Origin of the sequence: Peptoniphilus sp. oral taxon 836 str. F0141 (assembly GCF_000179335.1) — a bacterium.
GTDB lineage: Bacteria > Bacillota > Clostridia > Tissierellales > Peptoniphilaceae > Peptoniphilus_A > Peptoniphilus_A lacrimalis.
In genome coordinates this window covers 24791-41966 of sequence record NZ_AEAA01000089.1, presented here as the reverse complement: position 1 = coordinate 41966, position 17176 = coordinate 24791, and the positions used below count along the sequence as shown (strand labels likewise).

Here is a 17176-nt window from a genome sequence, read left to right as displayed (position 1 = left end):
AGCCTCCTTATTATTTGAAATTTGTCGCTTTTAAAAGTTCATGGGCTTGATTTTCATCCATAATAAAATAAGATGTTTTATTTATATATTTAGGATAACCTGGAAGTGTTGTTGCTTTTACATTTTCCATTGAAAGTCTTGAACCTGAAACTGCAAGTTTTAATAATAAACTTTTCGGTATATTATTTTGAGTGTCACTTAAATATGCTTTATATAAAAGTGGAGCTTTAACTAGAGTTTTAGGATTTTTCATTTGAGAAAATAAGGCTGCCAAGAAAGCTTGTTGACTTCCTAATCTTTCCAAGTCACTACCTGATTTATACCCCTTACGAAATCTTAAAAAACCTACTGCATCTTGACCTTTTAAAACTTGTTGTCCTTCTTTAATATGAATTGATAAAGGTGGATCAGCTGTAGGGTCATCGTAGTCCATATCTAATGGTACATTAACCTCAACTCCTCCCATGGCATTTACTATATCCATAACAAATTTATAATCTATTGTCATATAATATTTTATATCTGTTCCTAAAAGTTTATTTACAGAATCTAGTGTCAATTCACTTCCACCATAAGCATAGGAGTGATTTATTTTTTGTTTTTTATATCCTTGAATTTCAGCATAAGTATCTCTAGGTATAGAAATTATATTTAGAAAATTATTCTCCAAATTAAAATTTACAACCATTATCGTATCTGACCTTGTATTCTCGGCCTTTTTTGAATCCAAGGAATCAACACCTAATACCAAAAATTGAAAATCATTTAAATTTTTTGCATCCTCATTTTTACTTAAACTGTATAAATACAGACCTATCAGACCAGCGCCTAAAATTACTACAATAAAAATAGTAGTAAAGAAAGCTTTAAAAAAACTTTTCATTCATTCTTCTCCAAATAATAATTTCTTGCTTTTATTGTATCTAAAGCAATATAGTTTTTTAATTCGATTAAATTCTTTATGTTTTCATCTAAAACATAAAACATAGCCTTATCAAGATTAACCTTGGCAATTTCTCTTGCTTGCTTTGCTTGAGGAAAATCTCTTTTTGGCTCTATATAGTCTGCTAAAAATATTATTTTCTCCAAAGTCGACATATTTTCTCTTCCTGTTGTATGGTAAGAAATTGCATTTAATACATCTCTATCTTTGATTTCATATAATTTTTCTGCAAGTTTTGCTCCTAAAAATCCATGTATTATAGCAGGAGCTTTTTTCATATCTTGACTTAATGATAGACCAAATTCTTGGCAAAGTCGTGGATAATCTTCCTTATTTTTTAACTTTGCACAGTCATGCAAATATCCAGCCAACTCAGCTTTTTCTACATCTGCCTTGTGGATTTGAGCAAGCATTTTTGCACTTTGTGCAACTCTAAGCATGTGTTTGTAGCGTTTATCTCCAACTCTTTCTAATATATTGTTCTCGTATTTTTTATAATCCAATTTACTCATCTCTATATAAATTATTTTCCCTAATAAATCTTATTACTTCATCAGGAATTAGATACCTTACAGATTTTTTAGTTTTCATCCTATCCCTTAATTCTGTAGAAGAAACTTGATACAAGGGTCCATTTATAATGGTAATTTGGGTGTTGAAATTTTTTTTCAAAAATTTAATTTCTTCATCAATTTTATCTCTTTCTAGGTATTCAGGTCTTAAGGCAGCAACAAAATGAACTTCCTTGGAAAGCTCTTCTAATTTTCTCCAAGTTTTTAGTTGAAAAATCGTATCTGAACCTATAAGAAAAAAATATTCTCCAGGATGATTTTCTTTTAATTTCTTGACTGTATTTACAGAATAAGAAATTTTCCCACTTTTAGCTTCAACATCAGATATTTGAAAATTTTCATTATTTTTTATTGCTATTTCTACCATTTTATATCTAATGTCTGCGCTTATACTGTTTATTTTATGGGGTGAATATCCTGTAGGCACATAAATCACTTTATCGAGATTTAATTCATCCCTTAAATATTCACTTATCATTAAGTGTCCATAATGAATAGGATTAAATGTACCACCTAAAATACCTATCTTTTCCATTTTATTCTCCAAATTCAATCTTTTTATTTTCTTTTGATTGCCTATAAATTGTTAATTTTGAACCGATTTGTTGAACAAATTCAGCACCTGTTTTTTCAAGTATTTCTTGCACAATCTCCTTAGCTTCTACTGGAGAATTTTTTAAAACTTTTATCTTTACAAGCTCATGATCTTCTAAAGACTTATCTAACTGATCAAAAAGGCTTTCAGAAAGCCCAAATTTTCCTATTTGAACTAAAGGGTCCAAATTATTTGCTAAAGATTTTAAATAAGACCTATCTTTGCCTCTTAACATATACATCTCCTAGTTAAAAAATTCAAATTCATAGCCACCAATATTTACTGATTGACCTTCTTCTATACCAAGACTTTTCAGTTTTTCAATAACATTATTTTTTCTTAAATTTTCTTGAAAATATTTCAAAGATTCGTAATCATTAAAATTGGTAGATCTCATTAATTTATCAATATATGGTCCTTCAACGATGTAATCATCATTTTCTTTTCTAACTGTAATTGCTTCTTCTCTTACTTTATTTTCTACATAAGCTTTATCATAGGTCTTATAATCAATTCCCTTTTCTTGAACCAATTGGTAGGCCTTTTGCATTAATAATTTTACATTTTCTCCCGTTGCAGCAGAACCTTCTATTATTTGATACTTAGATGATAAGGCTTTTTTTAATTTTTCTAAATTTTCCTTACTTGATGGTATGTCTATCTTATTTGCAAATATGATTTGAGTCTTATCTCTAAGTTTTTCATTATAATTATATAATTCTTCATTGATTTTGTAAAAGTCTTCTAAAGGATCTCTATTCTCAGAACCTGAAATATCTAAAACATGAATTAAAACTCCTGTCCTTTCTATATGTTTCAAAAATTCATCTCCTAAGCCAATGCCTTGGCTTGCTCCTTCAATTAAACCCGGTATATCTGCTAGGACAAAAGATTCTTCAGGACCTAAGCTGACAAGACCTAAATTAGGTGTAAGAGTTGTGAAGTGATAATTTGAAATTTTAGGTCTTGCTTTACTAACTTGGGATAAAAGCGTAGACTTTCCAACATTAGGAAAACCTACAAGACCAACATCAGCTAGAAGTTTTAGTTCCAAAATAACTGATCTTTCTTCACCCTTGGTTCCAGCTTGAGCAAAATTCGGTGAACGTCTAGTAGAAGTTTTATATTTAGCATTACCATGACCTCCACGACCACCGTGACAAATTACAAATTCATCATCCTTATTTTTAAAGTCATAAATAACTCCACCTGTTTCTTCATCCTTAACCAAAGTTCCAACAGGTACTTTTAAGATAATGTCTTCTCCAGCCTTACCATATTTTAACTTGTTCATTCCGTTTTCCCCATTTTGGGCCTTATACTCTCTTTTATATCTAAAATCCATTAGGGTATGAAGGCCTTCGTCAGCTTTAATTATTACATCTCCGCCTCGTCCTCCATCTCCTCCATGAGGTCCTCCTGCAGGTTCATACTTTTCACGTCTCCAAGCTACGGCTCCATCTCCGCCTCGTCCTGCCTTTAATCTTATTTTTGCACTATCTATAAACATTTATGACTCCTTCTAATTTATATAAGTATACAACAATACCATTTCTAAACTGTGAAAGACCTGTTAAATATTAGTGAAAAAAAGAGGTCGCCTTTTGACAACCCCTAATACTAATTTAACTAAATATTTCATATATTATATTGAATGTTTATGCAAGTTCAACATCTTCTTGAAAAACATTGACATATTTCTTTCCGCCCTTACCTTTAGTTACGAAAGAAACTTTTCCATCAACCTTAGCAAAAAGTGTGTCATCTCCACCACGTCCAACATTTTCTCCTGGGTTTATTTTTGTTCCTCTTTGTCTTACAAGGATAGAGCCTGCAAGCACATAAGAACCGTCACCCTTCTTAACACCAAGTCTTTTAGCATTAGAATCACGACCATTCTTAGAAGAACCAACTCCCTTTTTAGAAGAGAAAAGTTCCAAATTAAACTTTATCATATCACACCTCCAATTTTAAATAACGGGGATAAGTTTCATCTATCTTCTTAAGTCCTAAAATTAAATACTTAAAAGCAAATTGAACCTTATCATCTATATAATTTTCACAAATTTTTATGCTTAAAAAACCATCTCTGACTTCTTCTTTTATGTCCTCATCACGAAAACCTAAAAGTTCTATTAAGGAAAAGTAAAAAGTTTCAGTAAGGGCAGATATTCCTGCACAAACTATTCTTTCATACTCTCCACCATCAGCATGACCACTAGCTTTAAAGCCGTAATAATAATCTTTTTCTTTGAAAAATTTTATCTTAGTCATTAACCTATATTTTCGATTTCAACTAGGCTGAAAGGTTGACGATGTCCTTTCTTACTTCTTTGATTCTTCTTAGCTTTATATTTGTAAACAACAACTTTCTTATCTTTTGCTTGTAAAAGAACTTTGCCTTCTACTTTTGCTCCTTCAAGGTATGGCTTTCCAACCTTAATACCATTATCAGAAATAACTAAAACTTTATCAAAAGTTACTTTTTCTCCTTCTTTGATATCAAGTTTTTCAACCTTAATCTTATCACCTTGACAAACTCTATATTGTTTACCACCTGTTTCAATTACTGCGTACATTGTAGCACCTCCTCATTACAAGACTCGCCATAAAGGTAAAATTTTTGACCTTTTCTGTGCGGTTACATTTAAGTATAATAGCATAAATAGCCAAAAGTATCAAGAAAAATTTTACAATTTTCCCTTCTTTAGTTATTATAATACTAAGGAGGGAAATATGAAAATATTATTTTTAAATAAAGATTATATTCTTAGGGCTATTTCCATGAAAGAAGTTATAGAAGAAGACGAAAAAGCTTTTGTTATCACTTCAGATAAAAATGCAAATATTCCCTTAAGGACAAATGTTGATATAAAAAAATACAAGGGTCAAGCCTTATATATGCCTGGTTATATACCTGAAGAAGAGATTTCTGGTCAAAAAATTATTTCAATTTATCCTGAAAATATTAATAAAAACTTACCTTCGGCTCCTTCAACTATGATTCTTTTAGATGCACAAACAGGTTTTGTAAAAGCAATTATTGATGGAACTATACTTACAAGATTAAGAACAGGGGCAATGTCTGGAGTTGCATCAAAATATCTTTCAAGAAAAGATTCAAAAATATTTTTACTTATAGGTACAGGTGGACAGGCTCAAGCCCAACTTGAAGCTGTCTTGACAGTCCGTCAAATTGAAGAAGTTTATGTATCTGATACTAATTTCAAACGTGCTCAAGAATTTTCTTTTGAAATGCAAGAAAAATTCAAAGATAAATTTGATGTAAAAATAATGCCTATAAAATCTCCTAACGATATTGTACCTAAAGCCGATATAATTACGACTGTAACTACTTCAAAAACCCCTAGCTTTGATGGCAAGCTAATAAAAAAAGGAACTCACATAAATTCTATAGGCTCCTATACACCTGATGCTCAGGAAACTCCTGTAGAAGTTCTAAAAAAATCTTCAAAAATCTATTTTGATGCTTATGAGGCTGTTTTATCTGAATCTGGTGATGTTATTATTCCTATAAATAAGGGAGAATTTTCTAAAGATAAAATTACCGGTGAAATAGGTCAACTCATAAAAGGAAATAAAAAACCTAGAGAAAACGATGATGAAATAACTTGGTTTAAAGCAGTAGGAACTGCAGTTTTAGACCTTGTTGTTGGAGAAAAGATATATAAAAAAGCTATAAAAAATAATATAGGAGAATTTTTAGAATTTTAAAAAAACGGCTGAGTCTTTTATAGACCAGCCGTTGATATTTATATTTGATTTTTAAGCTTCTTCTGCTTTACCTTCTTTAAATTTTGAAATTATAAGAGCTATTAATACACCCACTATCATTGGCACAACCCAATATAAACCGAGTTTTGTTAAAGGTAATATGTCAAAAAGTTTTTGCAAGGGGCTTGAAATTCCACGTTCAACAAAGGCTGCCAAAAATCCCAAAATTAAATTAATATATACTGGAATTTGATAAACTAAATCATCTTTTATCCACTTGTTAAACATACCAAGAATTATAAGAGTTGTAATACAAGGATAAATTACTTCAAGAATTGGTGCAGAAATTTTTATAATTTCAGAAACTCCCAAAACTGATATGAATCCACTAACAACAGCCGCAACTACAACTAATTGCCTATAAGAAAATCTTCCATTTAATAGATTAGTAAAATAAGAAGCAGTGGCTGATACAAGTCCTATTGCTGTAGTTAAACAAGCAAGAAGAACAATTATTGCAATTACATAAACACCAACTGTACCCAAAACTCTGTTAGTAATATCTACTAATAATTTTGTATTATCTATATCAATAGGTACAAGCATATTTCCTGAATAAGTTGCACCGATATGAGCAAGACCTCCATATACAAGGGCTAGACAAATAGTTGCAGTTAGACCAGATAAAATTGTCATTTTAAATTCTTTATTTTTGTCATTTAATTTTAAAGTTTTAACTTCACCGATAACTACAAGGGAAAACATACAGCTTGCAAGTGCATCCATAGTTTGATAGCCGTCACGAAGGCCCTTTCTTATTACACCATCTACAAGAGCCTTATCAGCTATCGGTCCAACAGGATGGATGAAAGCTTTTATAATTAAAATTCCTACAGAAACAAGTAAAGCTGGAGTTAAAAATTTCCCTACAATATCTACAACTCTATTTGCTCTTATTGTTAATAAAATACATACCAAAAAGAAAATAAAGGAAAAAAGATATTTAGAAAAAGAATCACCAAATATTGGAATTATTGCAATTTCATAAGATGTCGCTGCTGTTCTTGGCATTGCAAGAAAAGGTCCAATACAAAGAATTATTGCTAACGATACTGCCACCGCAAATTTTCTATTGACTCTTGAACCAAGTTTAATTATATCACCATCAAAATTAGCCAGGGCTATAATACCAATAAGACCAAAGCCCGCATCAGCGATGCTAAATCCGAGGGTAGAAAGTCCCCATTTGCTACCACTTATGAAGCCAAGATAAGGTGGGAAAATTAAATTTCCAGCCCCAAAAAACATGGCGAAAAGTGCAAAACCAATGACTAAGATTTTAGTCATTCTCCCTTTAATCATAATCTCCTCCTTTATAAAATTTATTCAGTAAGTAAAATGTATAAGGGTTATTTTAACCCTTTTCTAAAGATATTTCAAGATAATAAAGCCACTAAATTGATTTTTTAGTAGGTTTTCTTGATTTTGTTTATATATTTATTTTCACCTAAAACGGTAATTAAATCGTCACCCTCTATAACGAAGTCAAAGGATGGATTAACAAACATTTCTTTTTCTCTTTGAATAAAAAGTATAGAACATTTATATTTTTCCCTAAACTTCAGATCCATTAATTTTTTTCCAATCCAATTTTTATCAACTTCAACTTCAACAATAGAATAATCTTTAGAAAATTCTATAGAATCAATAATATTTTCTCCAGATAAAATATCCGCTAACCTATGCCCCATTTCTTTTTCTGGCTCTATTATTTTATCTGCACCTACACGGGATAAGATTTCACCTGCCCTGTTATTAGATGCTTTTGCAACAATCTTTTTTATGTTAGCCTCTTTACAAGATAAAACTGCTAGGATTTCTGCCTCTAAATTTTGGGCAACACTAACTATTGCCACATCAAAATTGGAAAGTCCCAATTCTTTTACAGCATTTTCATCTGTAACGTCACAGACAACTGCGGTTGTAACATTAGGCGCAATTCTATTGATTAATTCTTCATCCTTATCAACTGCCATTACATCTTGCCCTAATTCATATAATCTTTTAGCAACTGTGGAACCAAATCTTCCACAGCCTATTACTACAAAATTTCTCATATTTTACCCCACTATAATTTTTCCTTTTGCATATTTTGTTAATTTTTTATTTTTTCTCTTCAATACTCCCAAGGCTACAGTAGTTGGACCAACTCTACCTATAAACATTAAAAACGTCAATATTATTTTTGAAATATTTGAAAGAAATGGAGTTATCCCCCTTGTAATACCGACAGTACCAAAGGCTGAAACAGTTTCATAAAGTATATCAAGGAAGAAAAATTTTTCACCTTCTATAAGAGTTATAACCATTGATACAAATAAAACAATTCCTGAAGCTAAAAAGAATATTGTAATGGATCTTAAAATTACTTCCATTGGTATTCTCTTTTTGAAAATTGAAACCTCTTCATCTCCTCTTAAAACCGAGAAAGTACTCATAACTAAAACCCCAAAAGTTGTTGTCTTAATACCTCCTCCAGTTGATGCCGGTGAAGCACCAATAAACATTAGTAAAATTGTTAAAACAACTGATGAACCTTTCATTAATCCTATATTAAGAGAATTAAAACCAGCCGTTCTTGAAGTTACCGACATAAAAAACGAAGACAAAATTTTTTCTTTTTGTGTGAATCCATGCATAGATGGTTCTTTATATTCCAATAGATAAAATGAAATTGTCCCGAATAATATCAAAAATGCCGTAATAGTTAAAGCCACTTTAGAATGTAGGGCTAATTTTCTAAATCTTCTAGACTTATATATATCATAAAAAACTGAATATCCCAAACCTCCAATGATTATTAGAAATGCAATACTTAAATTAATTACCAGATCTCCCTTAAAGTCTACTAAGGAATTTCCAAAAATATCAAAGCCAGCATTACAAAAAGCTGAGATAGAATGGAATAAAGAATATATTAAGCCTGTAAAAGAACCATAAATTTGATTAAGTCTTATATATAAAACTAAAGCTCCCATAAATTCTACTACTAAAGAAAATATAATGATATTTTTTGATAATTTAACTATGCCGCTATAAGAATCCAGTCCTGCCCCTTCTTTAATAAGAAGTCTTTCAGTAAGTCCTATCTTTCTTCCTAATATCAAAGATACTAAAGAAATGATAAGCATTGTTCCAAGACCGCCCATTTGAATAAGTAAAATAATTACAAACTTTCCAAAAACTGACCAATACGAAGTTGTATTAACTACAACAAGCCCTGTAACACAAGATGCGGATGCTGATGTAAATAGGGCATTAATAAAGCCTATTGATTTTCCATTTTTGGATGCAATAGGTAATGCCAAAAGAATCGCACCTATTAAAATTAAAATTAAAAAAGATAGGGATATAATAAGTTCTGGCTTTTTCACCCATCTTTTAATAATAGCTTTAAAAATTTTAAACAATTTATTTTTCATTCAATAAAACTCCCTATGGTCTAATATATACTTAAAATGAAAAAAAAGAAACAGAAATTTATATAATTATTAAATTAAATTTTTGTAAAAAGAAAATTATAAAGCTTATATATAAAAATACTCTGATAAAAAATTAAATATCCAATGCCAAAGCTAGGATATTTACAATTTGATAAAAAAAAATAAAAAGAAGGGTGACAAGAGCCACCCACTTATTATTTTAATATAAATCAATATATTTTTTTTAATAATCTGTTTGTAATTTGTCCAGTAACAATAACCAAAAATGTTTCAATAGCAACCTTTACTACCCTTGTTGGTAGCAAGACTAAAAATCCATTGCCATATAATTGTGATAACCATAAGGTATTTAATAGACAATGAACAATTATAGCTACTGCTATGCACGAAACTGCAATAACTAGATTATCTGACTTATTCTTCATGAAATAGTAGGAAATAAGTCCTGGAATTAAGCCTGTAAGCATTGCGGATAAAGTAAAACCAAAATGTACTGTTCCTTGAGAATTAATAATAATCCCTAATAAATCTTCAACTACACCACAAATAGCTCCGACAAAGGGACCGTATAAAGTACCTGTAAGAACAATTGGCATCCAACCTATTCCTAATCTCAAATTTTCTGTAAGCATCACAGACAAAAACCTAGTTAAAATAATTGCAAGAGCAACTAAAATAGCTGATCTTGTTAAAGTTTTTGTAGACATGACTTGTCTTTGCATAAAAAAAGCTCCTTTCTTAAAAATAAGACAGAGCTAAACAGCGGTCGCAATAAAGAATCATAAGACTCTGCTTTTCGTCTAAGAGCAACTACCCATCTCTTAGCACTTGACGCTCTTTACCTACTCTGTTAATATCCATTATAGAATAAAATAAAAATTAAAACAAGTAACAGAGGTTAATATGACATATATAAAATGGTTAATAGAAAGAAAAACACCTATGGTGGATTTTACTGTTGAAAATGTAGCCTTTCTTCTAGAAAAATTAAATAATCCTCAAGATAGGATTAAAACTATCCATATAAGTGGTACTAATGGCAAAGGCTCATTAGTATTTTACCTAGAAAATGCTCTTTTTTTTAATAATTATAAGGTAGGAACTTTTACATCTCCTTATATGACAGATATTAATGATTCTATTGAGATAAATGGACAAAAAATTTCAAATGAAGATTATGAAAATGTATTGGCAAAAATTTATCCAATTGTTTTAGAAATGGATAAAATTAATAAGTATGTAACAGGATTTGAAATACAAGTTGCAGCAGCTTTTCTTTATTTCTATGAAAAAAAAGTTGATGTTGCAATTATTGAGGTTGGCATGGGTGGACGATTTGATGCAACAAATGTTATGAAATCACCTCTACTTAGTGCTTTTACAAGCATATCCCTTGACCATGCAAATCTCTTAGGAAAAACTTTAAAAGAAATTGCATGGAATAAGGGAGGAATAATAAAAAAATCTAGACCAACTTTTTTGTACCCCCAAAAAGATGAAGTTTACAAAGAGTTAAAAGAAATTGCCGATGGAAATAATTCTGAGATTTATAAGTTTGATTTTTCAGAAATTAATATTATAAATGAGGATATAAATGGAAATGAATTTTCTTTTAGAGAATATAAAAATGTTAGGACATCATTAATTGGTCGACATCAAGCCTACAATGCATCTCTTGCCCTATCAATACTTAGCTATTTAAAAAATTTTTTTGTACTTGATGATGAAAAAATAAGGCAAGGCATTTATAAGACAACAAACCCAGCAAGGTTAGAAATCATATCAGATAAACCTTTGATTTTAATGGATGGCTCTCACAACGAAGAATCCATAAATTCTCTGATATCAAACTTAGATAAATTTAATTATGAAAAATTAATTCTTGGCTTTTCAATATTAAGGGATAAAGAAAGAGAAAAAATAATAAAAAAATTGGCAAAATATGCAGATACAGTTGTTTTAACAGAAATTGATTCTGATAGAAAATCAGATATAAATGATTTATGTAACATTTTTAAATCTTATACTGATAAGAAAATTTATATGGAAACTGATATAGAAAAAGCAGTTAATAAAACTCTAGAGCTCTCCTCTAAAAAAGATTTAATATTGTGGTGTGGAAGTTTATATCTAATGAAAGATATAAGACATTTTTTAAAAAATCATAAATAGATAATTAATTAAAGAAAAAAGTAGCAATATGAAACTGCTACTTTTTTTTAATAGAAAATTAAATTAATTATTTTTTTCAAGGCTTGTCCTAAAGAAAAGTCCCCGAAATAAACTTATTTAATAAGAAATTTGTATCAAATTATCTCAAAGATAAAGGCTTGTCTAAAATTTCTTTTAAAATTACAGCATTTGCCAGGTCTGAATCCAAAAAATGCAAATCAAATTCCCTCGAATCAGTTTTTTCACTATCTTTCCCACTAATTTCAACGTCATCAGAAGCTTTTTTGATTTCCATTCTGTAAGCTTCTTCTTTTTTTTCTAACTGGTCATAGTATGCCTTTATCTGATTTTTTTCCTCTTGGGCCTTTCTCAAATATTCCTTATTGTCAAATTTTTTTACATTACTGTTTTCCTTCTTTTCAAATAAATTTTTAACAAAATCATGTGCCATTTCTCTATTTGAATCAACTCCATGGGATAAGATGTCCCTCAACTCTTGAAATGCACTATTATATTCTGGACTTCGTGGTTCTTTTTGAAGTTTTTTATTTGTAAGAATAGGATTTTTAGAAATGCTCTTTATAATCTCCCTATTTCTTTTAGCACTTTCAGATGAGAATTTTACTTCTTTTTCTTTATTTTCTTTAAGTTTTTTGGAATATTCAGTTTCCTTAGAAGATGTTTTTACTCTTCCTCCCGTCTTCTGTTTCTTTAAAATGTTAGACAAAGAAAAAGCGTAAGCAACAAGAATTATAAAAATAAAACTTTTTGGCATTATTTATTTTCCTTTTTAGTTTTATCACTGGTCTTAGAGATAGAATTTCTCATATCTGTATCTGAATTTAAATTTTTAATCTTATAATAATCTATAGCTCCTAAATTTCCAGATTTTAAAGCTTGTGCCATTGCAATAGGAACTTCTGATTCTGCTTCAACAACCTTAGCCCTCATAGCTTCAACTTCAGCCTTCATTTCTTGTTCACGAGCAAGAGCCATGGCACGTCTTTCACTAGCCTTTGCTTCAGCAATTCTCTTATCAGCTTCAGCTTGATCTGTTTGAAGCCTAGCACCTATATTTCTAGCTACATCTACATCTGCAATATCAATTGATAAAATTTCATAGGCTGTTCCAGAATCAAGTCCCTTTTCCAAAACTACTTTTGAAATTGAGTCCGGATTTTCCAAAACTGATTTATACGATTTAGAAGAACCTACAGTTGTTACAATACCTTCACCAACTCTAGCTATTATAGTTTCTTCTCCAGCACCACCAACAAGTCTATCAATGTTTGCCCTTACTGTAACTTTTGCTTTTACAATAACTTCAATACCATCTTGAGCAACCGCTGAAATATTTGGAGTTTCTATAACTTTTGGATTTACAGAAACTTGCACAGCTTCCAAAACATTTCTACCAGCCAAATCTATAGCTGCAGCTCTTTCAAATTGAAGAGGTATGTTTGCTCTTTGGGCAGCAATTAAGGCATCTACAAGAGTATTTACATTTCCTCCTGCTAAGTAGTGGGCTTCAAGACCAGAAATATCAAGGTTAAGACCTGCTTTTGTAGCCTTTATGGATGGATTTACAATCCTTGATGGTCTTACACGTCTTAACTTCATACCTACAAGATCAGAAATTTTAATTCTTACACCTGAGAAAAATGCCGTAATCCAAAGTCCCACAGGTACAAAAGAAAAAAACATTATTAAAAATACGAACACTAAGATTATGATTCCTAAAGAACCAACTTGAAAAATATTAGTCATATACACTCCTTTAATCAATTTTTTTCAACAAAAATTTTTGAACCACTAATTTTTATTATAACAACTTTTTCATCTTTATCTATATAAGAATTTGAAGAAATAACCTCAAATTCTCCCTTACATCTTTCATCTTCCTTATTATTTATAAGTCTTGCCTTTCCTACAGGTCTTAAAGGGCTTATAGTTAAAAGAATATCTCCCACTTTTACACAAGGACTATCAACGCTTAAATAACCTTGTTCGCTTGAAGATTCTTTTTTTAGTAAAAATTTGTCTAAAATTTTCAAATTATAACCCAATTTAAAAAGTATAAATCCAAGAATTAAGGAAATTATCAAAGCTATAGCCAAAGATACTAGGGCAAAGGTAAAATCTCCCATTGAATTAATTAAACCTAAGGCTAAAAGAATCATACCTGAAATACCGGGTAGACCAAAACCAGGGACTAAAAGTTCTATAAAGATAAGGATGATACCAACCATAAACATAACAAAACTGCTTATACTAGCACTTCCTGCCGAAAAGGTACCTAAAAAGAATAGGAATATACTTATTATTGAAATGAGTCCACCTAGACCAAACCCTGGACTAAAAATTTCAAAGACAATAGCCATCATGGCAATAGTTAGTAAAATTCTATGAACATTTCTATTTAGCAGTAGCTTCTCTAAAGTGTTTGCTAAAGAATTATCTTCATTATTTCTATTTGAAGAATTAAGATCACTATAATTTTTTGAGCTTACATAAGATAAGGTATAAGATCTATCCTTGTCAAAAATTTCTTGGGCAAAAACATTTGAAAAAGAAACTGCAAAAATTAGCATTAAAATAATTGCTATAAACTTCTTCATATAAACCTCCTATTTATTTATACCCATAAAAAATACCTTCTAAGAAATTTTTATTCTAATAGATATTATATATTATTTTCTTGTTACAATGTGTAAATAATAAAAAAAGTATCTATAGTTTTGAAAAATCCATATTAAATTAAAAATATTTTCTAATATTCCTACCACTATATTTCCCCTTAATATAAGACAATCATATATGTAATAAATTTATTTTAATTCCAAGGGCAATTTGAAAATCCAAAATTTATCAATTTACTTTAAAATATATTAAGTTTTTTAACAAATATCATTATCTATAATCTATAATATAAGCGTATAAGGAGGTTACTTATGTATATTAGAAAAGTCAGTCATATAGGTCTTACAGTTACAAATTTACAAAGGTCTATAGAATTTTATAGAGATATATTAGGTTTATACTATAAGGGTCAAATGGTGATGGAGGGAGCTTCTTCAGATGAGCTTTTCCAAAAGAAAAATATTTACGCAAAAGTAGGATACCTTTCTTATTCAAAAGAAAATTCTCCAGCCGATATAGAGCTTATTGAGTTTGTTGGAACTCCAATTACAAAAAGAAGTCCTAGTTTATTTGAAACTTCAATTTCAGAGTTATGTTTTGAAGTTTGGGATATAGAAAAATTTTATGAAATGCTCAAAGCCAAAAATGTAAAAACTATGTCTAGTCCTCAAGAATTTGATTCTACAAAGTATGGTATGGGAAAAAGTAAAGCCTTATATTTTTATGACCCTGACGGAAATATATTAGAAGCAATAAGGCCAATAGATTAATACTTATAATAAAAAAACCTAGGATATTTTCCTAGGTTAATTTAATAATTCTCTTGCTATTTTATTAACAGCGTTACCGTCAGCCTTTCCTTTTACTTGCGGCATGACAGCTTTCATCAATTTTCCAATGTCTTTCATTGAGGAAATATTTTCTTTATCAATTGCATCTTTTACAATTTCTTTTAAATCTTCTTGGGAAAGCTGTTTTGGTAAATATTCCAACAGAATTTTCATTTCGTCTTCAGTTTGTTTTACTAAATCTTCCCTATTTCCTTTTTTGAAATCTTCAATTGATGATTTTTTCTCTTTTAACTGCTTTGATATAATTGTGAGAATATCTTCGTCAGTAAGCTCAATACGTTCATCAACTTCTCTTTGTTTAATGGCTGAGCGTATTAGAGTTATAACATCTTTTCTTAATTTGTTATGGCTCTTCATTGCATCTTTAAGGTCTGCCATTAACTTGTCTTTTATAGACATAATTCACCCTCTTTAGAATCTATGCTTTTTACGACGCGCTTCTTCAGATTTTTTCTTTCTTCTTACGCTTGGTTTTTCGTAATGTTCTCTTTTTCTAACTTCTTTTAAAACTCCACTATTGGCGCATTGTCTCTTAAATCTTTTAAGAGCATTGTCTAAAGATTCATTTTCTCCAACCCTAATTTCTGACAAAATATCCCTCCTCTCATAGAAAAGAGTCGCCTCTCGGCATCAGAAATATTATATAATAAATTAATAGAAACTTCAATATTATTTTACAAATTCCTATAAAATCAATATTTACAGATAATTAATCTTCATATAAATAATTATATGATAAAATCTCTCCATTGTTATTTCTTATGTCAAAATCTCTATATATCTTTTTAACTTCTTTTAATAAAATAAATAAACCTATTATATTTGGTATTACCATAAGACCATTAAACATATCCGCCATTTCCCAAACTAATTCAATTTTTAATACTGAGCCTAAAATTATAAATAAAAGTACCAAAAATTGATAAATTCTCAAACAAACTTTTTTCTTGAATAAAAATTTAATGTTTGATTCTCCAAAATAATACCAACCTACAAGAGTGGTGAAGGCAAAGAATGTTAAAGAAATTGCCAAGAAAGATGAACCAACTTTTCCAAAAGCAATTTTAAAAGCTTCCATTGTAATCATTACAGATTGAAGGCTGTCTATTTGATAAGTCTTTGTTGCAATTACAACCACTGATGTTGCAGTACATACAAGCATAGTGTCAACAAAAACTCCAATCATTGCAACGCAGCCTTGTATTACTGGATGATCAACATGGGCAACCGCATGAGAATTTGGTGTTGAACCCATACCAGCTTCATTGGAAAAAAGTCCCCTTGCAATCCCATATCTTATGGCAGTTTTAACAGCAATACCTGTAGCTCCACCTAAAAGTGCCTTAGATGAAAAAGCACCTTCAAAAATTGCTTTAAAAGTAGGACCAATCATATTTGAAAATCTTACCATTACAACAATTGAACCCAATAAATAAATTACAGCCATAAATGGCACAACTGTTTCTGCAAACTTTGCAATTCTTCCCATTCCACCTATAAAAATAAATGCAGCAAAAATAGAAATAACAAAACCTATTATAATTGCAGGCATATTAAAAGCTTCTGCCAAAGCAAGGCTTATGGAATTAGATTGAACCATATTACCAACAAAGCCTAGGGCTACAACAATTAAAACTGCAAAAGTTGTTGCTAAAAACTTTCCTAGATTTTCAAAACCTTTATTTTTTAGTCCTTGTGATAAATAATAAGCAGGTCCACCTACTAAATCACCGTTCCTTCTTCTCCTGTATTTTTGAGCAAGAATTGCCTCTACTGAAATTGTAGACATACCAAAAATTGCTGTCATCCACATCCAAAAAACTGCTCCAGGACCTCCCATTGAAATGGCGGCAGCAACTCCACCTATATTTCCTGTACCAACTTGAGCAGCTACTGCTGTTGCCAAGGCTTGAAAAGATGACATTGAGCCTTTTTTAGTTTTTTTCTTATTAAAAATTCCTCCAAACGTCGATTTAAAACCTATAGGCAATCTTTTCAACTGAGGAAATCCTAAATAAATAGTGGAGAAAATTCCAAAACCTAGCAATATTATCATCATAGGTGGTCCCCACAAAATACTATTAATATTTTTAACAATATTAGTTAAATCAAGCATATATCCTCTCCTTAAAAAATTATAAAAAATAGCATGCAAAATCTTGCAT

Annotated in this window: 21 protein-coding genes and 1 riboswitch; of the genes, 3 read left to right on the top strand and 18 right to left on the bottom strand. The window is 30.1% G+C overall.

Features of this window, described 5'->3' with window-relative positions:
• Nucleotides 1–10: 10 nt before the first annotated feature.
• The 8 genes from HMPREF9131_RS04025 to rplU all read right to left on the bottom strand — a co-directional run bounded on the left by HMPREF9131_RS04025 (nt 11) and on the right by rplU (nt 4689).
• Nucleotides 11–883 carry an LCP family protein gene (locus HMPREF9131_RS04025; RefSeq protein WP_004825585.1) on the bottom strand — a complete coding sequence of 291 codons (873 nt, stop codon included), beginning with the start codon at nt 881–883 and terminating at the stop codon, nt 11–13.
• Nucleotides 880–1446 (bottom strand): bis(5'-nucleosyl)-tetraphosphatase (symmetrical) YqeK, encoded by a 567-nt coding sequence (yqeK, locus tag HMPREF9131_RS04020; RefSeq protein ID WP_009345614.1) that lies wholly within the window; start codon nt 1444–1446, stop codon nt 880–882. Before yqeK ends, HMPREF9131_RS04025 begins: the two co-directional genes overlap by 4 nt.
• A gap of 1 nt (nt 1447) precedes the next feature.
• Complete coding sequence (gene nadD, locus HMPREF9131_RS04015; protein WP_009345493.1) at nt 1448–2050, bottom strand: nicotinate-nucleotide adenylyltransferase; 603 nt, start codon at nt 2048–2050, stop codon at nt 1448–1450.
• 1 nt (nt 2051) lies between these two features.
• Nucleotides 2052–2345, bottom strand: coding sequence for a ribosome assembly RNA-binding protein YhbY (gene yhbY / locus HMPREF9131_RS04010; protein WP_004825470.1), 294 nt, complete (start codon nt 2343–2345; stop codon nt 2052–2054).
• 9 nt (nt 2346–2354) lie between these two features.
• Nucleotides 2355–3620, bottom strand: coding sequence for a GTPase ObgE (obgE, locus tag HMPREF9131_RS04005; protein WP_009345487.1), 1266 nt, complete (start codon nt 3618–3620; stop codon nt 2355–2357).
• Between the two features lie 148 nt (nt 3621–3768).
• Nucleotides 3769–4065 (bottom strand): 50S ribosomal protein L27, encoded by a 297-nt coding sequence (gene rpmA, locus HMPREF9131_RS04000; protein ID WP_004825429.1) that lies wholly within the window; start codon nt 4063–4065, stop codon nt 3769–3771.
• A gap of 1 nt (nt 4066) precedes the next feature.
• The gene (locus HMPREF9131_RS03995) at nt 4067–4384 is read right to left on the bottom strand and encodes a ribosomal-processing cysteine protease Prp (RefSeq protein ID WP_009345596.1); all 318 of its coding nucleotides are present in this window, start codon (nt 4382–4384) and stop codon (nt 4067–4069) included.
• A complete protein-coding gene (gene rplU, locus HMPREF9131_RS03990; protein ID WP_009345513.1) occupies nt 4384–4689 on the bottom strand; it encodes a 50S ribosomal protein L21 in 306 nt (101 codons plus the stop codon). The genes HMPREF9131_RS03995 and rplU overlap by 1 nt, the downstream gene beginning before the upstream one ends.
• A gap of 157 nt (nt 4690–4846) precedes the next feature.
• On the opposite strand from rplU, the gene HMPREF9131_RS03985 reads away from it, so the two are divergent.
• Nucleotides 4847–5845 carry an ornithine cyclodeaminase gene (locus HMPREF9131_RS03985; RefSeq protein ID WP_009345526.1) on the top strand — a complete coding sequence of 333 codons (999 nt, stop codon included), beginning with the start codon at nt 4847–4849 and terminating at the stop codon, nt 5843–5845.
• Nucleotides 5846–5896: 51 nt separating this feature from the next.
• On the opposite strand, the gene brnQ is transcribed toward HMPREF9131_RS03985, so the two are convergent.
• The 4 genes from brnQ to HMPREF9131_RS03965 form a co-directional block, all read right to left on the bottom strand.
• On the bottom strand, nt 5897–7207 hold the full coding sequence (brnQ, locus tag HMPREF9131_RS03980; protein WP_009345630.1) for a branched-chain amino acid transport system II carrier protein: 1311 nt from the start codon (nt 7205–7207) through the stop codon (nt 5897–5899).
• 104 nt (nt 7208–7311) lie between these two features.
• Nucleotides 7312–7962 (bottom strand): TrkA family potassium uptake protein, encoded by a 651-nt coding sequence (locus HMPREF9131_RS03975; RefSeq protein ID WP_009345602.1) that lies wholly within the window; start codon nt 7960–7962, stop codon nt 7312–7314.
• Nucleotides 7963–7965: 3 nt separating this feature from the next.
• Nucleotides 7966–9327 (bottom strand): TrkH family potassium uptake protein, encoded by a 1362-nt coding sequence (locus HMPREF9131_RS03970; RefSeq protein ID WP_009345541.1) that lies wholly within the window; start codon nt 9325–9327, stop codon nt 7966–7968.
• A 230-nt stretch (nt 9328–9557) separates the two neighbouring features.
• Nucleotides 9558–10070: a folate family ECF transporter S component gene (locus tag HMPREF9131_RS03965; protein WP_009345611.1), complete on the bottom strand. Its 513-nt coding sequence runs from the start codon at nt 10068–10070 to the stop codon at nt 9558–9560.
• 36 nt (nt 10071–10106) lie between these two features.
• Nucleotides 10107–10200, bottom strand: a riboswitch (THF riboswitch).
• A 51-nt stretch (nt 10201–10251) separates the two neighbouring features.
• Between HMPREF9131_RS03965 and HMPREF9131_RS03960 the strand changes: the two genes are divergently transcribed.
• Nucleotides 10252–11520 (top strand): folylpolyglutamate synthase/dihydrofolate synthase family protein, encoded by a 1269-nt coding sequence (locus tag HMPREF9131_RS03960; RefSeq protein WP_009345550.1) that lies wholly within the window; start codon nt 10252–10254, stop codon nt 11518–11520.
• Between the two features lie 139 nt (nt 11521–11659).
• Here the strand turns inward: HMPREF9131_RS03960 and HMPREF9131_RS03955 are convergent, their stop codons facing one another.
• Genes HMPREF9131_RS03955 through HMPREF9131_RS03945 form a run of 3 tightly spaced genes read right to left on the bottom strand, consistent with a single transcriptional unit; the run spans nt 11660 to nt 14138 of the window.
• Nucleotides 11660–12295: a hypothetical protein gene (locus HMPREF9131_RS03955; protein ID WP_009345495.1), complete on the bottom strand. Its 636-nt coding sequence runs from the start codon at nt 12293–12295 to the stop codon at nt 11660–11662.
• Nucleotides 12295–13287, bottom strand: coding sequence for a flotillin-like protein FloA (gene floA / locus HMPREF9131_RS03950; RefSeq protein ID WP_009345632.1), 993 nt, complete (start codon nt 13285–13287; stop codon nt 12295–12297). The genes HMPREF9131_RS03955 and floA overlap by 1 nt, the downstream gene beginning before the upstream one ends.
• A gap of 14 nt (nt 13288–13301) precedes the next feature.
• A complete protein-coding gene (locus HMPREF9131_RS03945) occupies nt 13302–14138 on the bottom strand; it encodes a serine peptidase (RefSeq protein ID WP_009345499.1) in 837 nt (278 codons plus the stop codon).
• A gap of 333 nt (nt 14139–14471) precedes the next feature.
• On the opposite strand from HMPREF9131_RS03945, the gene HMPREF9131_RS03940 reads away from it, so the two are divergent.
• Nucleotides 14472–14930: a VOC family protein gene (locus tag HMPREF9131_RS03940; RefSeq protein ID WP_009345571.1), complete on the top strand. Its 459-nt coding sequence runs from the start codon at nt 14472–14474 to the stop codon at nt 14928–14930.
• A gap of 36 nt (nt 14931–14966) precedes the next feature.
• Here HMPREF9131_RS03940 and HMPREF9131_RS03935 read toward each other — a convergent pair whose 3' ends face one another.
• The 3 genes from HMPREF9131_RS03935 to HMPREF9131_RS03925 form a co-directional block, all read right to left on the bottom strand.
• A complete protein-coding gene (locus HMPREF9131_RS03935; protein WP_009345559.1) occupies nt 14967–15410 on the bottom strand; it encodes a GatB/YqeY domain-containing protein in 444 nt (147 codons plus the stop codon).
• Between the two features lie 12 nt (nt 15411–15422).
• Complete coding sequence (rpsU, locus tag HMPREF9131_RS03930) at nt 15423–15602, bottom strand: 30S ribosomal protein S21 (protein ID WP_004825452.1); 180 nt, start codon at nt 15600–15602, stop codon at nt 15423–15425.
• Nucleotides 15603–15720: 118 nt separating this feature from the next.
• Nucleotides 15721–17127 carry a sodium:alanine symporter family protein gene (locus tag HMPREF9131_RS03925; RefSeq protein ID WP_009345548.1) on the bottom strand — a complete coding sequence of 469 codons (1407 nt, stop codon included), beginning with the start codon at nt 17125–17127 and terminating at the stop codon, nt 15721–15723.
• Nucleotides 17128–17176 lie beyond the last annotated feature (49 nt).